Here is an 18,036-nt window from a genome sequence, read left to right as displayed (position 1 = left end):
CTTCTTAAAGTAAGTCTTTATTCTGTTGAAAATCGAAAAATTTTTTAATTGCCCAATCACCAATTCCAGGCATTACTTGGTAAATCCAACCAATGGCAGTGGTATAACCAGGGACGTTAATTTCACGTGTTTTGTAACCAACATTGTCCCAAACCGTTTTGGCTAATGAGTCTGATTTAATAATCATCCATGAAGGGATGTGCGAAAGATAACTGCCATCAGGATCAGCTTGAGCAAAAAAGTGTGTCGCAACTGGTCCCGGATTAACTGTTAAAACCTGAACTCCATAATCTGCTACTTCCATCCGCAAGATATTATCAAATTGAATAACACCCGCTTTGGTAGCTGAATATGCAGCACTATTCGGCGTTGGTAATTTACCAGCTAGTGAACCAACATTGATAATTGCACCATATCCCTGATTCATCATTTGCTTAGCAACACAACGGCTTAAGTACATTGTAGCTAACAGATTAACCCGAACCATGGTGTCCATAGACCGGCGACTTTGATTGGCAACTGGTACCATATCACCAAGACCTGCGGCATTAACCAGAACATCAATTTCTCCGACTTCATGACGGACTTTATCAAGGACTTGATCAATCTGATCAGGGTCTGTGACATCCAACTGATAAGCAAAGGATGGACGCCCAGAAAGGATTAAACATTTGTGAGCAACCTCTTCTAGTTTGTCTTGGTGTCTTGAGCAAACTACAACAATTGCCCCACGTCGTGCAGCTTCAAGCGCTAACTGTTCACCAATTCCGCTTGAACCTCCAGTAATCAAAACAACTTTGTTTCTAAGTAAGCGTAATGATTTTAACCTCTTCATCATGATTAATGACCCCCTTTAAAAGGAATATCATAAACATCAAAATCTTTAACAACCCGCGTATTAGGGAATATATCACGAACTTGATTAGCTAAATTATAAGCCTTTTTTCCAACGTATCGAGCCGAGATATGATTCAAAAGCAACTGATGCACATGAGCATTTTGTGCAATGTGAGCAGCCTGTACATTAGTAGAATGATAATAATTATGTGCTAGTTTTGACTCTCCCTTTCCAAAAGTACTTTCATGCACCAAGACATCTGCATTGTTTGCAAGATCAATGGCATTTTTAGTTTTTCGGGTGTCACCTAAAATAGCTACAATCCGCCCCTTCTGTGGAGCCCCAATAAAATCATTACCATTCAGCACACGGCCATCAGCTAGTTTTACTGTCTTTCCTTCTTTTAGTTGGCCATAAACCGGGCCAGAAGGAATTCCCAATTTGCGAAGCTTGTCAACTTGCAGTTCACCTGGATGATCATGTTCTACTACCCGATATCCAAAACAAGTTATTTTGTGATCTAATCGCTCAGCATAGACAGAAAATGTTCGATCATTAAAAATTTCTCCATCATCCGTAATTTCAACAAATTTAATTGGATAGCTTAACCGTGACTCACTAATCCGCAATGTAGTTTGAACAAACTCTTTAACTCCCACTGGTCCATAGATTGTTAACGGTTCTGTGCCACCTTGAAAAGAGCGTGAGCTTAATAACCCTGGCAACCCAAAAATGTGGTCGCCATGGAGATGAGTGATAAAAATCTTTTCAATTTTTCGTGGTCGAATAGTAGTGTTCAAGATTTGATGTTGTGTTGCTTCACCAACGTCAAATAACCAGACCGCATTTCGTTCTTCTAGTAACCGTAAGGCTAAACTAGAAACATTCCTTTGCTTACTAGGAGAACCGGCTCCTGTCCCTAAAAATTCAATTTGCATCTTATTGCCAACTTTCTAAACTACTGAATAAATTCAAATACAAAATCCTGGATTCGTACTTGGTCGCCATCTTGAATTCCCTTAGCACGTAATGCATCATCCACTCCCATGTGTCTTAATTGACGAGCAAAACGTAACTGACTTTCTTCGTGATCCATATTTGTCATTGCAAATAATTTTTCTAATTTTTCACCGGATAATACCCATGTGCCATCATCATCACGAGAAATTTGAAATTCAGGTTCATTCTCATCTTTCTTTTTAAGACCGTATTTAACAATCTCGGTTTTATCATGACTTTCACTGTCAAATGAAGGGGTCTTTTCTAAGACATTAGTAGTTACCTGCATTAATTTATCGACCCCATCATGAGTAACAGCAGAAATTGGGAAGATTTGTGGTACTTCAGGAAGTGTGTCATCAGTGGCCAGAAATTCCTTAAAGTGTTGTAAATTTTCCTCTGCATTTGGCATGTCCATTTTAGTTGCAACAATAATCTGGGGGCGTTTTAATAATTCTGGATCATAATTAGCCAATTCATGGTTAATAGAGCGATACCGTTCTAATGCTTGTTCAGAATCATCATTACTCATATCAATTAAATGCAGCAATACTTTGGTTCGTTCAATGTGTCGCAAGAATTGGAGTCCTAATCCAACTCCCTTAGAAGCACCCTCAATTAAACCAGGCATATCAGCCATAGCAAAATCACGTCCGTCTGGTAGCATAACCATTCCTAAATTTGGCACTAGAGTTGTAAACTCATAAGCTGCTACTTTAGGCTTTGCTCCTGTAACCACGGACAATAACGTTGATTTACCAACAGATGGATATCCTATTAATCCAACGTCAGCTAACATTTTTAGTTCTAGTTCTAAATAGTGATCTTCTCCTGGTTCACCATTTTCTGCAATCTCAGGAGCTGGATTCTTAGCGGAAGCAAACCGCATGTTGCCACGACCGCCACGACCACCTTTAGCAATTACTAATTCGTCGCCATTTTTTACTAAATCGCCGACTATCTCACCAGTATCTAGGTCACGTACAGTGGTCCCCTGAGGCACTGGAATAACTGTATCCTGCGCATCAGCACCAGTCATCTGTTTACTCATGCCATTACCACCGTTTTTGGCTTTGAAAATACGATGATAACGAAAATCCATTAACGTCCGCAAACCTTCGTCAACTTTTAAGATGATACTGCCACCACGGCCACCATCACCGCCAGCTGGTCCACCATTTGGAACATATTTTTCTCGACGAAATGCTACCATCCCATTACCACCTTTTCCGGCATGGGCTTCAATTTTTACTTGATCGACAAATGTTGACATGATATTTCTCCGTTCTTTAGCTTATTATTTTAGTATATTTGAAAACTAACCAACCGTCAAAGTTAATCGTGACTACTTCCCTTAGCAACTTCGGCTTGCTTTTGAAGCGATACTTTAATCAGTTGTGCTGTTGGCCGGTTAATACCCAGCGCACGAATATCATCAACTGAGGCTTGTGCAATATTAGAGATGGAGCCGAATTGTTTCATCAGTTTAGTTCGGGTCCGTGGCCCAACACCTTTAATTTCATCAAGTCGTGAGCTTAATGAATGCTTAGTATGAACTTTACGATGGAATGTTATTGCAAATCTGTGAACTTCATCTTGGATTCTTTGAACTAAGTAAAAAGCTTGGCTCCGGGGATTTAAATTAACATGTTCATCATGATCACCAAATAATAAATCAGCAGTTTGGTGCTTATCATTTTTAACCATTCCTACAACCGGAATATCTAAATCCAGTTCGTTTTGTAAAACATCTTTGACGGCGTTCATTTGAATGTCTCCACCATCCATAAAGATCATGTCTGGCATTGGCTTATTTTCTTTTAATAACCGACTATAACGTCGACGAATCACTTCTTTGGTGCTGGCCGTTTCATCAGCATGGTTAATAACCGTTTTAAGTTTATACTTACGATACAATTTTTTAGCAGGTTCTCCATCTACAAAAACTACCATTGCTGAAACTGGATCCGCCCCTTGAATATGTGAATGGTCAAATGCTTCAATTTTATGTCCGGCCGGGAGACCCAGAGCATCAGTAATTTCTTTCATCGCCCCAGTTGTTTTACTCTTATCCATCTCTAAAAGTCGGAATTTTTCATCTAGGGATAACTGAGCATTTTCCTTCGCCATTGCCATTAGGTCCGCTTTTTCACCACGTTGAGGCGTCCGAACAGGCACTCCAAGGATTTCACTGATTTCCTTATTTGGCAAACCTGCAGGCAATAAAATTTCCTTAGGCAATATATTATTGTGACGGTTATAAAACTGCAAAATAAAACTTGTCATTTCTTCATCCGCTTCGTCCACAATTGGGAAAAGGCGCTTCTCACGTTTCATTAATCTGGCTTGACGAATGAAGAAAATTTGAATTGATAACCACCCTTTATCCATGTAGAAATTAAACAGATCACGTGGCGTTTCGTCATTGGAAATAATCTTTTGCTTTTCAACTGTCACTTCAATGTAGTGAATCTGGTCACGAATTTCTGCGGCACGCTCATATTCCATTTGAGCGGCAGCTTTCTCCATTTGGCTAGTAAGATGGCGCTTCACTCGCGCCGTATTACCATTTAAAAATGACTTAATCCGCTTAATTTGTTGATCATATTTTTTACGAGGAACTTCTTTAAAACAAGCTCCCAAACATTGACCTAGATGATAGTAAAGACATGGTCTTCCTTGATATCCATTACAGCGACGCAGTGGATAAACCTTTTGAAGAAAGTGCACAGTTTCTTCTGCTGCATAAACATTAGGATACGGCCCAAAGTAATAGGCACCATCCTTTTTTACTTGACCAGTAATCATAATCCGCGGATCACGTTCGTTAGTAATTTTAATATATGGATATCCGGTACCCCGCTTTAACTTAATGTTAAAATACGGCTGATGTTTTTGAATTAAAGTAATTTCAAGAAGAAAGGATTCTTTGTTGGTAGAAGTTACAATCGTTTCAAAATCTGCAACTTCAGATACCATTGCCGCAACTTTTCCGGTATGACTACTTTTAAAATATGAACGAACCCGGTTTTTTAAATTTTTGGCTTTACCAACATAGATAATTTGACCGTTAATGTTCTTCATAATGTAACAACCTGGCTTATCAGGAAGTAGTGCCAATTTATGTTCTAAGTACTCTGTTGCCATTCAACCCCTCCTCGAATATAAATATTAACTATTATTTTATAACAACCGAACGTATGAACGCAAAAAACTGGTGACCTTGTTTCATTGGTCACCAGCTTCATTTATGACTTTATGCCTCGAGAATTTTTTGAAGGAATTCTTTAGCACGCTCGGTTTGAGGATGTGCAAAGAATTCATCCGGTGTTGCTTTCTCTTGGATTCCTGCATCAGCCATAAACCAAATTTGATCGGCAACATTCTTAGCAAATCCCATTTCATGCGTAACGACCACCATTGTCATCCCATCATTTGCCAATTGTTGCATAACCTTCAACACTTCACCCACCATTTCTGGGTCTAGTGCACTTGTAGGTTCATCAAAAAGCATAACATCAGGTTGCATTGCCAGTGCACGTGCAATTGCTACACGTTGTTGTTGACCACCAGATAAACTAGCAGGGTACGCCTCTGCTTTTGCCCCCATGCCTACTTCATCAAGAAGTTTTTGAGCATTATTTTTAGCTTCTTCATCAGAAACATTCTTAACCTTTTTAGGAGCAAGCATCACATTTTCTAAAACCGTCTTATTTGGAAACAGGTTAAAGTTCTGGAAAACCATGCCCATTTTTTCACGAACTTTTTGAACACCTTTTTCATTCAAACCTGTTAATTCTGTTCCTTCTACAGATACAGTACCACTCGTTGGTTTTTCGAGTTGGTTCAAGCAACGTAAAAATGTTGATTTACCAGCACCTGAGGGTCCGATAATACAAATAACTTCACCCTTTTTCACTTGGCCATTGATATCTTTTAAAATTGTATTGTTGCCAAACTTTTTTGTTAAATTTTTAATGTCAATCATTACTTCTTCGCTCATAATTACTCTCCAGTCATTAACTATTTATGACATTATTATACTGGCATTCTTATTATTATGCAATATTTTTGAATATATTTAACCATTTTTATATTATATTCATTTAATATGCAATTAATTCTGAAATTGGAATGTGGTATACTGAAATTATATATTCACGTATATCAAAAAGGAGTGATAATAGTGGGATTAGTTACTCGACGTAGTGACCAATTAGATAAGTTATTTGAAAACTTTGCAATTGATCCAAAGAAAAAACAAAAGACAACATCGAAAAAGCATGAAAACGATGATAAGAAAATCAGTAAAAAGGAAGAGGACTAGATTATTTCTAGCCCTCTTTATTTAATTTTCAATTGTAAATCCATGAGGATAACGTTTATTTAACGTTTCAATATTATTTTTAGCAACTTCATCAAACGGAATATCTGCCCATTCAGCTACCTGAGAAAGGTACCAAAGTACGTCTCCCATCTCATGAATTAATTCAGTTCGATCTAAATTTTTCCCTTTAAAGGTATAGTTCTTCACTAAATCAACAACTTGTCCTGTTTCACCTGCTAATCCGAGCGCACAATTTGTTAACACTTGTTCGTTACCATATAGTGTCCTCTTAGCAGCTTTTTGATAATCATTAAAATCCATTACTTTACCCCAGTTTGCTTTTCAATCCAGTGCCAAACATCATCCTTACCACGCTTAGACGTAGCAGAGAAGAGAATTAATGGTTGGTCTTTGACGAACTGCAGTTTATTTTTTACTTCTTTAATTACCTTCGTGTATTGACTTGGTTTAACTTTGTCAGTTTTGGTTGCTACAACTAAAACCGGCAAATGATAGTAAGTTAACCATTGATACATCTGAGCATCGTCAGCAGTTGGCGTATGCCGAGCATCAACAAGCAATATCACGCCCCGCAATTGTTGACGCTGCGTTAAATACTGTTCAATCATTTGACCAAACTCTTCACGCTGCTTTTTGGAAACTTTAGCATAACCATAACCAGGTACATCAACAAAATAGAGCTGGTTTTCCACATCATAAAAGTTCAGAGTTTGTGTCTTTCCAGGTTGGCTGGAAGTATGAGCAAAATTACGACGGTTAATTAAAGTGTTAGTGAGGGAAGACTTACCAACATTGGAACGCCCGACTAAAGCAATTTCTGGATAGCCTGTAGTAGGATATTGATCTGCACGAACAGCACTAATGGTTAAGTCAACTTGATTTACATCCATTTTTATTCCTCACGATCATTATGACGTTTTTTTATCATTCATCACATATTTAGGTTCAGTATGATTTTCAACGCAATTTTTGTCAATTACTACTTCTTTGACATCCTGTCGACTAGGTAAATCGAACATTACGTCACGCATTACTTCCTCGATAATTGAGCGTAATCCACGAGCCCCAGTATTTCTAGCAATTGCTAACCTGGCCATTTCTCGTAATGCTCCATCAGTAAACCGTAAACTGCTTCCATCGAGACGAATTAGTTCTTGATACTGCTTAACCAACGCGTTCTTCGGTTCAGTTAAAATTCGAACTAAATCATCTTCGTCAAGCTTTTCAAGAGCTGTCATCACAGGTAAACGTCCAATAAATTCTGGAATTAACCCAAATTTTAAGAGATCTTCTGGAATGACATGCTGCAAAATATTCTTTTCATTAACTTGATCGGCTTCCTTAGAGTCAGTACCAAAACCAATTGTTTTATCGCCAAGACGTTCCTTAACGATTGACTCAATCCCATCAAAAGCACCACCAACAATAAATAATATATTTTTGGTATCCACTTGGATAAATTCTTGTTGTGGATGTTTACGACCACCTTGAGGCGGTACATTAGCAATTGTTCCTTCAAGGATCTTCAATAATGCTTGTTGAACACCTTCACCAGAAACATCACGAGTAATTGAGACATTTTCACTCTTTTTAGCAATTTTATCTATTTCATCAATATAAATAATGCCTTTTTCTGCTCTTTCGATATCATAATCAGCCGCTTGTAGTAGCTTTAAAATGATATTTTCAACATCTTCACCAACATATCCTGCTTCAGTTAATGTAGTGGCATCTGCAATTGCAAATGGAACGTTCAAGATTCGTGCCAAAGATTGAGCTAAATATGTTTTACCAGATCCAGTCGGTCCGATTACAGCAATATTGGACTTTTGAAGTTCAGTATCATTATTATCACCCGTAACCATCGCATTTACTCGTTTGTAATGATTATAAACTGCTACAGCAAGTGTCTTCTTGGCTTCGGACTGTCCAATCACATAATCATTTAATTGGCTCATTATTTCAGCTGGTGTTGGTACCTTAAAAGTATCATTATTAACTTTGTCTTCCGCCAATTCTTGTTTAATGATCTCTTGGCAAAGATCAACACACTCATTACAAATGTATACACCTGGGCCAGCAACAATCTTTTTTACTTCATCTTGTGACTTCCCGCAAAACGAACAATGAACATTTTGTTCCGTCGTATCTTCGAACATTTGCTAACCTCCTTATAAATTCTATATAAAAAGGGGTTGCAACACTAGATTTGTTACAACTCCTTTCATGGATAGTGTAATTAATGACAATCTTAGATTTTACTTGTCATCTTTTTTAGCAGGCTTGTCTTGCTTAGCAGAATCTGCAACCAAGTCAACTGCCTTCTTGATTTCAATATCATGGGCTAACATGTCTTTAGTCAAGCTCTTTTCAACAGCATCTTCTTCCATGCCAAATTGCTTAGCTAAATCACTAATTTCCTTCTTGATGTCATCATCAGAAGCTGTTAAATCAGCATCTTTGACAATGGCTTCAAGAACAAGGTTAGTCTTAACACGCTTATCTGCATCAGATGCAAATTGCTTCTTCAAATCATCTTCTGATGAACCAGTGATTTGGAAGTACATTTGTGGGTTAATACCTTGTTGTTGCATTCCAGCAAGATATTGTTGAACTTGATGATCAGTGTCTTGATCAAGCATTGCTTGTGGAATGTCAGCAATTTCAGCGTTATTAACCGCTGCTTCAATTGCTTCATCTTCAATAGCAGATTTAGCTGCATCTTCTTTTTGTTCTTGAAGTTGCTTCTTGGTCTTTTCCTTCAATTCGTCTAAAGTATCAACATCTTCGTCAACATCTTTAGCAAATTCATCGTCTAAGTCAGGAAGTTGCTTTTCCTTAACTTCATGAATTTTAACGTTAAATACTGCTTCCTTACCTGCTAAGTTCTTAGCATGGTAATCTTCAGGGAAGGTAACTTTAACATTAACATCTTCATCGGCTTTGTGACCAATTAATTGATCTTCAAAACCTGGAATAAATGAACCAGAACCTAATTCTAATGAGTAGTTATCAGCAGAACCGCCATCAAACTTCTCACCGTCAACTGTTCCAACATAGTCAATAACAACAGTATCGCCCTTAGCAGCAGGTTCGTCTTCCTTAAGAACTAATTCTGCTTGTTGTTGACGCTTGTTTTCAAGTTCAGCATCAACGTCAGCATCGGATACTTCTGTATCTTGCTTTGAAACAGACATACCCTTGTAATCACCTAATTTAACTTCAGGCTTAACAGCAACTTCAGCTTTAATAGTCCAAGGTTGACCCTTTTCCATGCTGTCAATGCTAATTTGAGGTTGATCAACTGGTTCAATTTCGGTTTCCTTTACAGCTGCTTCATAAGCATCTGGGAGAACATCGTTCAGGGCATCTTGATACAAAGATTCTTCACCATACATTTGGTTGAAGATTGCCCGTGGAACGTGACCCTTCCGGAATCCAGGAACTGTGATTTGCTTTTGAGTCTTCTTAAAAGCATCATCAATTCCCTTTTGAATCGTTTCTACATCAATATCGAACGTTAATGTCCCTTTACTGGCTTCGCTGTCGCGTTCCCATTTTGCTGACATTTCATTTCCTCCAATAACATACAATTTTCAGTTTATCTAAATAAACCATAACATACCTTTTAATTTTACATTACGATCCTTGGAATTTCAACCGCTCCACTAGATTATTCAGTTTTAATCAACTAAAAAAAGCTCTAGAAAATCTAGAGCTTTTTATTAGTCAACTAATAAATTAGTCAAGCACTTCTGATACCACACCGGCACCAACAGTGTGTCCACCTTCACGAATAGTGAACTTAAGACCCTTTTCAAGGGCAACTGGCTTTTGTAATTCAACAGTGAATGTTACGTTATCACCAGGCATAACCATTTCTACACCATCTGGTAATTCAATCTTACCAGTAACATCAGTAGTGTGGAAGTAGAATTGTGGTTGGTAATCAGAGAAGAATGGAGTGTGACGGCCCCCTTCTTCCTTGGTCATAACATAAACTTCACCCTTGAACTTCTTGTGAGTTTGAATTGAACCAGGTGCTGCAAGAACTTGACCACGTTCAACTTGATCATGTGAAATACCACGAAGAAGAACACCAACGTTATCTCCGGCTTCACCAAGGTCAAGAGTCTTGTGGAACATTTCAACACCAGTAACAGTTGACTTAAGAACATCGTCCTTCAAACCAACGATTTCAACTTCATCACCGATCTTAACAGTACCACGGTCAATACGACCAGAAGCAACAGTACCACGACCAGTAATAGTGAAGACGTCTTCAACAGGCATCATGAATGGCTTGTCAGTAGGACGCTTTGGAGTTGGAATGTAGTCATCAATAACATCCATCAAGTGAAGGATAACCTTTTCTTGTTCTGGGTCACCTTGAAGAGCCTTCAAAGCAGAACCACGAACAACAGGAATATCATCACCAGGGAAATCGTATTCGGACAATAAGTCACGAACTTCCATTTCAACTAAGTCAATCAATTCGTCGTCGTCAACAAGGTCACACTTGTTAAGGAATACAACGATGTATTCAACACCAACCTGACGAGCAAGAAGAATGTGTTCACGAGTTTGTGGCATAGGACCATCGTCCGCAGCAACAACCAAGATAGCACCATCCATTTGTGCAGCACCAGTGATCATGTTCTTAACGTAGTCAGCGTGTCCAGGTGCATCGATGTGTGCATAGTGACGCTTTTCAGTTTCGTATTCAACGTGGGCTGTGTTGATAGTGATACCACGTTCCTTTTCTTCTGGCGCAGCATCGATATCTTCAAACTTTTCTTGCTTAGCCAAACCTTTTTCAGCCAATACCTTAGTGATAGCGGCTGTCAAAGTAGTCTTCCCATGGTCAACGTGGCCAATAGTACCAATGTTTACATGGGGTTTAGTACGTTCATAATGTTCTTTTTCTGCCATTAATGAAACCCTCCTGAAATAATATACAAGTATAATGCCGGAATAATCCGACACACCCTTGATGTAATTGTACTACTTCTAGGATTTTATTTAAAGCATTAAATTACGCCCTAGAAGAATTCTTAATCATAATATCAGCTCATTTTTAATTTGTAAACGGCTTTAGCGTTTTTTTCAAAAATTTATGTTCTTTAGAGCAAAGAGCTCTGAATTTTTTGCTGCCAATTCTTCATTTTAGTGATTGCTACATCATTATCTTGATTAGATTTAGGATTATTCACTAAAATGTCGATCCACCCTTTTGAATCTGTAATAATATCACATTCAAATGGTGCAAGTAGTAGTAATTGAATCTGTAGTTGCTGAGAATAATTTTCATAATCTATTGGATTATCATTAGCCAAGCGTTCCTCTAAAATTTCCCGCAACTCTTTTATTTTCTTTTCCCGCGATTTCTCGTTAACTTTATTAGGGATAATTGAATGTTCTTCATTATCTATCCAAATAAAAGCAATTGATTTTGAATATTGCAAGTCTAATAAAGTGTTTAAAATTGTTGCTCTGATTAGCGGCTTGACGAACGGATCCCTAAGAATAAATTGCGCTCCTATAACGTATTGGGACAGTGGTAAATGATCTGCGCTATTTAATACTTGCTGCTGGTTCCATGATGGTTGGTCCCCAAGATGGTAAAAGTTTTTCAAATTCTGTTTAACAGTATTAGCTTGCTCACTCGCTACTAAGTCCTCTTTTTGCTCGATCATTTTTAAATAATGATCCACTTGGTCTTTCCCGAATAGTTTTTGATAATTAACTACTGACAATCTGGCAGGAATAAACAGTGCGTTATCTAATAAAACATCAATCCAAATTTCAAAATACTCTCTGTTTTTTAAGTATTGTAATTCATAATTAATAGCTTCTGTGTATGCACGGTGATACTGTTTTACTTTCAAAAGTGCCTGAACATATAACACATTTATTTGAATGGAAACAGGATCCTCACAAACAGGTTCTAAGATATTAACCGTTTTTTGGGGATCACCATTTTCATAAGCGATTTGTGCTTGTTGAAATTTTTCTTCAATATCTGGCTTCATTATAAATCCCTCTAAAAAGAGGACCAACTAACAGTAATATCTGTCAACGGTCCTCTTAAATCAATTTTTAATTAGCTTTACTTTGACGATGTTTCTTTCCTCTACTTCGACTCGATCCTTGGCTTTTTGCCTGATCTTGAGGTTTGTTTCCAGTCTTTTTCTTGGAGTGATTTTTATGTTTTGGATGTTGGTTAATTTCCATAATCACTGGCAAAATAACTGGGTGCCTCTTGGTTTGATTAAACAAGAAGCGATTTAATTTTTCTCGAACATTTTGCTTTAAGTGACTCCAATCAAACTCTTTTTGATCTAAGTCTTCTTGAATTACCTTTTCAACTAAATCAGCACTCTGCTTCATTAATTGACGATTGGTTTTCACAAACACAAATCCTCTTGATGTAATCTGTGGACGAGTAACAATTTTCTTGTTTTTTCGATCAATAGTAGCTACTACTACAAAAATACCGTCTTCAGACAAAATTCGTCGATCCCGCAACACAATGTTACCAATGTCACCAACACCGATCCCGTCAATCATGGTATTACCAACTTCTACATGGTCACCTAAATAGAACTCGCCGTCCTTTAAAGTTAGAACATCACCTTTATTCATCAGGAAAACATTTTCTCGTGGAATTCCAACTTCTTCAGCCAAAATAGCATGCTGGTCCAGAAGTCGATACTCACCCTGAATTGGCATTAAGTACTTTGGCTTCATAAAATTCAACATTAATTGCTCATCATTTTGATTAGCGTGTCCTGACGGATTCAAATCCTGAGCGATAAATTTCACATCAGCACCTGCTCGATACAGTGCATCAGTAACCTTCTGTTCCATTGTCTCCATTGCATATGATGGTGTTGTTGTAATAAACACTAAATCGTGTTCCCCAAGTTTAATGTTAGAATCATCACCATTAGCGATGGTATTCAATGCTTTCAGTGGTTCACCCATTCTACCAGTAACTAAAATTACCACTTCTTCAGGTGATAACTTATTAGCCTCTTTCATTGAAATCAGAACACCATCTGGAACTTTGATTTTACCAAGGTCCATTGCTGTATCGATAATTTGTTCTAAATCACGGCCTGAAAGGACAACATTACGATTGGTAGCAACCGCAGCATCAAGGATTTGTTGAACACGCATAATGTTAGACGCTACACTACCTACAACAATCCGTCCATCATAGTTTTCAAAGGTATCGCGAATGTATTCTGCAATATCCTTTTCACGTGTACTTGCTCCTGTGATAGCTGCCCCAGCAGAGTCACTCATTAATAAAAGCACACCCTCGTCCCCAATTTTGGCTAATTGGGAAAGGTCGGTTTTATAGTCATCCCGTGCTGTTTGATCAAATTTAAAGTCACCAGTATAAACAATATTACCCTCATCCGTGTGCAATACAACACCTAAGGTTTGGGGAATAGTGTGTGTAGTACTGAAAAATGTAACTGTGACATCGTCAAAGTCTATTTCCGTGTTTGGATCAACGACGTGAAAATCGTTAAACTTTTTAACTTGTTTATTATTCTTAACTGCCAATTTAGCCAACTCAACCGTTAACTTACTCCCAAACACAGGTACTCTAAAGTCCATTAAAAAGTATGGCAGTGCTCCAATTGAATCTGCATGACCTTGGGTTAAGAAAACACCAGTAATTTGATCTGCATGATCTTTTAAGTACGACCAGTCAGGAATTACAACATCAATTCCCATTAATTCATTTTCTGGATACTTCAATCCACAATCTAAAATAAAAATCTGTTCATTAACTTCGACAGCGTACATGTTTTTACCATTTTCACGTACTCCGCCGAATGGAATAACTTTAATCTTACTCAATATGTACTCCTTCATTTCTAATTAGAATATTCAATTTTGCTATCATTCAGCCGGATGCTAAACGAAAAAATATTCAACACTTAATTTCTTATTTTAAATAATAACATAGAATACAAGTAAGATGAAAGTAACTCAAAATATAAAAAAAGAACGAGTAATAATACTCGTTCTTAATATGAATATTAACGACGAAGACCCAAGCTCTTGATTAATTCACGGTAAGCTGGTAAATCAGTACGACGTAAGTAAGCTAACAAATTACGACGGTGACCAATCTTCTTCATTAAACCACGTTGGGAACTGTAATCATGCTTGTGTTCCTTTAAGTGTGCGTTTAATTCGTTAATTTCTGCAGTCAAAACAGCAACTTGTACTTGAGTAGAACCAGTGTCACCTTCATGAGTACCGTATTGCTTAATGAGTGCGTCTTTCTTTTCCTTTGAAATAGCCATTGCTATTTTCCCACCTTTCATATTATAAATTGCCCGACTCTAAGTAAAACGTCGGTGAGGATCGTAAAACTGAGAGAGGGTTTGGTTTAACAACCTTTGTTAATATACCCGAAAATAACACTAAACGCAAGTATCATTTCAAATTTTGTTAGATGCTTTTTGCCTAGAATGTTGCATTACGAACGCTGATTCTGTATAATGACAAATGTTGAAAATTCTGGTCAACCAATACCAAAAGGTGGACGGAGGTGAAATTTCATGCCAATTATCAAGTCAGCAATTGAACGTGTACGTGTTAATGAAAAGGCAGCTGCTCGTAACGCTTCACAAATGAGCGCTATGCGGACTGCAATTAAGAAGTTCGACAAGGCTAAGTTAGCTGGTGAAGGTGACCTTGACAAGCTTTACAAGGATGCTATTTCAGCTATTGATCACGCTCACGCTAAGGGACTTATCAAAGCTAACAAAGCTGCTCGTGACAAGTCACGTCTTTCAGCTCGTTACGCTAAGTAATAAGTTAAATTAAAACTAAAGCCGATTAGGAAAATCCTAGTCGGCTTTTTTCTTTTTATCTTTTTTAAACTCATCCGTTACTTTTCATTATCTCACTTGCTGGGAGTACTGTAACATAAATAATTGAAACAGCAACTCTGGTGACCGAGACGTAGTCTTTAATGCTTTTTCACACCGAATTAATCCTAAATATGCATTCATCAATGATGTTAATGAAAAATTTCTAACGGTTTGAAGACCTAATTTAACACGGTAGGGATGAACACCTAATTTATTAGCTAATGTTCCTTGGCTAAGACCACGAGAACTCAAAATTTTTACTTGTAATAATAATCTAAACTGACTCACTAACACAGCATTGATCTGGAGAGGTTGCTGCTGACTATCTAACAACTGTTGATAAAGATCAAGTGCATGATCTTGTTGTTTTCTTAAGACCGCTGTTACCAGGTCAAATATATTACTATCTAATGTTTGTGGGACTAGCTCACTAACTGACTTTTGGTCTATTTCCTTTGACTCGTAGTCCAATAGCATTAATTTCTTTACGTTAGCCAGCATCAAACTATAATCAGCATTTGTACGCTTTACTAACTCATTCAGTGCCCCATCATCAAAATGAAATCCAGCATTTAAAACGACCTGTTCAACCATCTCTTTAGCATCTTGTTCTTTTAAAGGATGAGCTTCAACTTCTACCGCGCTTTTTCTTAACTGCTTTACAACCGCCTTACGCCCGTCCAGTTTTTCATAAGGAGCTAAAATTACTAGGATTGTTGTCGGCTGAGGATGCTCCAAATAATTTTTTAATAGGTCAGGATTCTGTTTAACTTTTGATTTACCACCGTTAGTAGTTAAAAAATTCGGTTTATTTAAAAATACTAACCGTTTTTCACCAAAGAACGGCGCTGACATTGCATCATCTAATGCTTCGTCTAGTCCCTCCTCCTCTAAGTCATAACTACCAACATTCATCACTCGTTCTGCAGAAGGAATTAACTTAGTAAATGACTCTTTCACATTATTAATAATGGCTGATTGAGTACCCAATACTAAATAAACTGGTGCCGCTGGCGCATTATTTAATTGCTTTTCCAAAGTCAGTGCATCCAATTAAACTCATCTCCCTTTAATTGCGTTTTAAAATATCCATAACCACTGCCATAACAATACTTAATCATACCTTGATTTTGAGTTGAGAGTTAAGAAATATTTTCCATTTTCAATGTGTTCAAAGTCTCTTGATTGGGGTGACCATAACGATTATGTCGACCCGCAGAAATAATTGCCAGTTCTGGTTCTAATTGTTTTATAAAATTGGGATCACTCGACGTTCTACTACCATGATGACCTAATTTTACTATATTTACCTTTAAGCTCGGGTAATCTTGCAATACTTGCCGTTCGCCACGACGATCCAAATCACCCATAAAAATAAAGCTTTTCAATCCAAATTGACCATATAAGACCATTGAATCTTCATTTTTTCCACGACCTTTTTTGGATGGATGCAAAATTTTTAAGGGAATGTTACTAAAACTGTCATCATTAGTAACAGGTACAACATTAACATCTGACGGAATTTTCCTAGTAAACTTAGTCAAATGTTCCATTCCCGACGGAACGATAACTGATTTCACTTTCATTTCTTGACATATCGTTTTTTAAAATCCAATATGATCTTCATCACTATGACTTAACAGAACAGCATCAATTGTTGTGATTCCTTTACTCTTTAAATAATTAATGCTTATTTTCTGAGAACCATCAGTCGTTGTAATCCTTTTTTGCCAGCTAGGAGTTTTAAAGTGTAATTGACCACCAGTATCAATTAAACAAACCGTTCGATTAAAAGGCTCGCGAATTAGTATGCTATCACCTTGTCCAATATCAAAAAAGGTTACTTCTCCATGAATTGGAAAATGAATCCATAAAAATCCAAGTATATAACCCAGAATTATGGTCTTTCGCACAAGTGTTGGTGCAAATTCTCCTTCGCGCCATATTAAAGTACAGATTACTAAACCTATACACAACCAATCAGGCATCTTCCCAAAAACTATTAATCCGGGAATTTCTGATAAGCAGTGAACTATTTTTTGATGGACGATTAATCCTTGATTACATACTTTCATTATTAATGGGATCCTTGGACCAATTACAGCACACAAGAGAGTTACTGGAAGAATCACCCAAGAAAACAATGGAATCATAATATAATTTAGAAGTGTCGTTAAATAATGAACTTGATATGTAGTATTTAATAACACTGGTAAACTAACTAAATTAAGATCAACCGTCTGTCGCCAAATTTTTGTCCACTTAAATCGACATAATGCAAATGATAATAAATAACTTAACTGGCCGCCTAAATTAAGCAGTATTCCTGGTGCCATAAAAGTATGAATTAGCAATCCTAGAGACCAAACATCATGCGTTTTAATTCCATCAATGCGGAAAAGTAAACCCAATTCCAGCATGATAACGGCGCGAGTTAAGCTCGTCGATTGTCCACCGATTATCCAAAAAGCAGGTAATGTAACTATTTGAATGAGATTAATTCGTTCCCTTGTAATATTAAATATTGATAGTAATTGTCTGACGAGGGAACATAGCACGCTGACGTGTAATCCCGATAAACAAAATAAATGAATAATTCCAATTTTCTGAACCGCTTTTACGGTCTCATTCATTTCGATATCACTGTACCCTAATAATAACCGGTTACAAAATAATTACACGGACGAGGAAAAGCTTGAAAATAGTGTATCAACTTAGCCCTTTGTACATGCAAAAAGGTGATCTTCGAATCATTAACTGTTTTAATACTTCCGGCTTTTCCTTTAAAAGCATTAAAAATATTTTGCGTTTCATAAAATTTATGCGGGTTAAATTTATTTGGCAGATTGTAAAATTTAAGTTGAACATTTTAGTGGACAGAAAAACCCATAAAGGTCTTTAATGGTGTCGTCACAACATTCCATTAGAAAGAAGGACCTTTATGGGCA

General features: G+C 37.2%; 18 protein-coding genes and 1 pseudogene. 2 read left to right on the top strand and 17 right to left on the bottom strand.

What is annotated here, in order from left to right; all coding sequences use genetic code 11:
• Positions 1-4: 4 nt before the first annotated feature.
• The 5 genes from H5975_RS01420 to H5975_RS01400 form a co-directional block, all read right to left on the bottom strand.
• On the bottom strand, positions 5-838 hold the full coding sequence (locus H5975_RS01420) for an SDR family NAD(P)-dependent oxidoreductase (RefSeq protein ID WP_204784570.1): 834 nt from the start codon (positions 836-838) through the stop codon (positions 5-7).
• 2 nt (positions 839-840) lie between these two features.
• Entirely contained in the window at positions 841-1,776 is a 936-nt protein-coding gene (gene rnz / locus H5975_RS01415; protein ID WP_204784569.1) for a ribonuclease Z, read from the bottom strand.
• 20 nt (positions 1,777-1,796) lie between these two features.
• Positions 1,797-3,110: a GTPase ObgE gene (gene obgE, locus H5975_RS01410; RefSeq protein WP_204784568.1), complete on the bottom strand. Its 1,314-nt coding sequence runs from the start codon at positions 3,108-3,110 to the stop codon at positions 1,797-1,799.
• A 62-nt stretch (positions 3,111-3,172) separates the two neighbouring features.
• The gene (gene uvrC / locus H5975_RS01405) at positions 3,173-4,984 is read right to left on the bottom strand and encodes an excinuclease ABC subunit UvrC (protein ID WP_204784567.1); all 1,812 of its coding nucleotides are present in this window, start codon (positions 4,982-4,984) and stop codon (positions 3,173-3,175) included.
• A gap of 109 nt (positions 4,985-5,093) precedes the next feature.
• Positions 5,094-5,840 carry an amino acid ABC transporter ATP-binding protein gene (locus tag H5975_RS01400; RefSeq protein ID WP_275086845.1) on the bottom strand — a complete coding sequence of 249 codons (747 nt, stop codon included), beginning with the start codon at positions 5,838-5,840 and terminating at the stop codon, positions 5,094-5,096.
• 183 nt (positions 5,841-6,023) lie between these two features.
• Between H5975_RS01400 and H5975_RS01395 the strand changes: the two genes are divergently transcribed.
• Complete coding sequence (locus H5975_RS01395; RefSeq protein WP_204784566.1) at positions 6,024-6,164, top strand: SPJ_0845 family protein; 141 nt, start codon at positions 6,024-6,026, stop codon at positions 6,162-6,164.
• A 21-nt stretch (positions 6,165-6,185) separates the two neighbouring features.
• On the opposite strand, the gene H5975_RS01390 is transcribed toward H5975_RS01395, so the two are convergent.
• From H5975_RS01390 to rpsO, 8 genes are all read right to left on the bottom strand, one after another.
• Entirely contained in the window at positions 6,186-6,485 is a 300-nt protein-coding gene (locus tag H5975_RS01390) for a nucleoside triphosphate pyrophosphohydrolase family protein (RefSeq protein WP_204784565.1), read from the bottom strand.
• Entirely contained in the window at positions 6,485-7,075 is a 591-nt protein-coding gene (gene yihA, locus H5975_RS01385) for a ribosome biogenesis GTP-binding protein YihA/YsxC (RefSeq protein ID WP_204784564.1), read from the bottom strand. The genes H5975_RS01390 and yihA overlap by 1 nt, the downstream gene beginning before the upstream one ends.
• A gap of 18 nt (positions 7,076-7,093) precedes the next feature.
• Positions 7,094-8,344, bottom strand: coding sequence for an ATP-dependent Clp protease ATP-binding subunit ClpX (gene clpX, locus H5975_RS01380; RefSeq protein ID WP_204784563.1), 1,251 nt, complete (start codon positions 8,342-8,344; stop codon positions 7,094-7,096).
• A 99-nt stretch (positions 8,345-8,443) separates the two neighbouring features.
• Positions 8,444-9,754 (bottom strand): trigger factor, encoded by a 1,311-nt coding sequence (gene tig, locus H5975_RS01375; RefSeq protein WP_204784562.1) that lies wholly within the window; start codon positions 9,752-9,754, stop codon positions 8,444-8,446.
• A gap of 172 nt (positions 9,755-9,926) precedes the next feature.
• A complete protein-coding gene (gene tuf, locus H5975_RS01370) occupies positions 9,927-11,117 on the bottom strand; it encodes an elongation factor Tu (RefSeq protein WP_006915794.1) in 1,191 nt (396 codons plus the stop codon).
• A 191-nt stretch (positions 11,118-11,308) separates the two neighbouring features.
• Positions 11,309-12,217, bottom strand: a complete 909-nt coding sequence (locus tag H5975_RS01365) for a hypothetical protein (protein ID WP_204784561.1) — start codon at positions 12,215-12,217, stop codon at positions 11,309-11,311.
• Positions 12,218-12,284: 67 nt separating this feature from the next.
• Positions 12,285-14,063 (bottom strand): ribonuclease J, encoded by a 1,779-nt coding sequence (locus H5975_RS01360; RefSeq protein ID WP_239473105.1) that lies wholly within the window; start codon positions 14,061-14,063, stop codon positions 12,285-12,287.
• Between the two features lie 182 nt (positions 14,064-14,245).
• Positions 14,246-14,515, bottom strand: a complete 270-nt coding sequence (gene rpsO, locus H5975_RS01355; protein ID WP_178659839.1) for a 30S ribosomal protein S15 — start codon at positions 14,513-14,515, stop codon at positions 14,246-14,248.
• Positions 14,516-14,773: 258 nt separating this feature from the next.
• Between rpsO and rpsT the strand changes: the two genes are divergently transcribed.
• On the top strand, positions 14,774-15,028 hold the full coding sequence (gene rpsT / locus H5975_RS01350) for a 30S ribosomal protein S20 (RefSeq protein ID WP_006915789.1): 255 nt from the start codon (positions 14,774-14,776) through the stop codon (positions 15,026-15,028).
• 87 nt (positions 15,029-15,115) lie between these two features.
• On the opposite strand, the gene holA is transcribed toward rpsT, so the two are convergent.
• The 4 genes and pseudogenes from holA to H5975_RS08915 form a co-directional block, all read right to left on the bottom strand.
• Complete coding sequence (gene holA, locus H5975_RS01345) at positions 15,116-16,141, bottom strand: DNA polymerase III subunit delta (protein ID WP_204784559.1); 1,026 nt, start codon at positions 16,139-16,141, stop codon at positions 15,116-15,118.
• Positions 16,142-16,230: 89 nt separating this feature from the next.
• A complete protein-coding gene (locus tag H5975_RS01340; RefSeq protein ID WP_204784558.1) occupies positions 16,231-16,674 on the bottom strand; it encodes a ComEC/Rec2 family competence protein in 444 nt (147 codons plus the stop codon).
• Between the two features lie 18 nt (positions 16,675-16,692).
• Positions 16,693-17,001, bottom strand: a complete 309-nt coding sequence (locus tag H5975_RS08920) for an MBL fold metallo-hydrolase (protein WP_304134499.1) — start codon at positions 16,999-17,001, stop codon at positions 16,693-16,695.
• A gap of 45 nt (positions 17,002-17,046) precedes the next feature.
• Positions 17,047-17,736 (bottom strand): annotated as a pseudogene (locus tag H5975_RS08915) (ComEC/Rec2 family competence protein); the annotation flags it as partial.
• Between the last annotated feature and the right edge of the window lie 300 nt (positions 17,737-18,036).

The sequence above is a fragment of the Limosilactobacillus coleohominis genome (assembly GCF_016901675.1).
Taxonomy (GTDB): Bacteria; Bacillota; Bacilli; order Lactobacillales; family Lactobacillaceae; genus Limosilactobacillus; species Limosilactobacillus intestinavium.
Note: the sequence above shows the minus strand (reverse complement) of the source record. Positions and strands in the feature narration are given on the sequence as shown.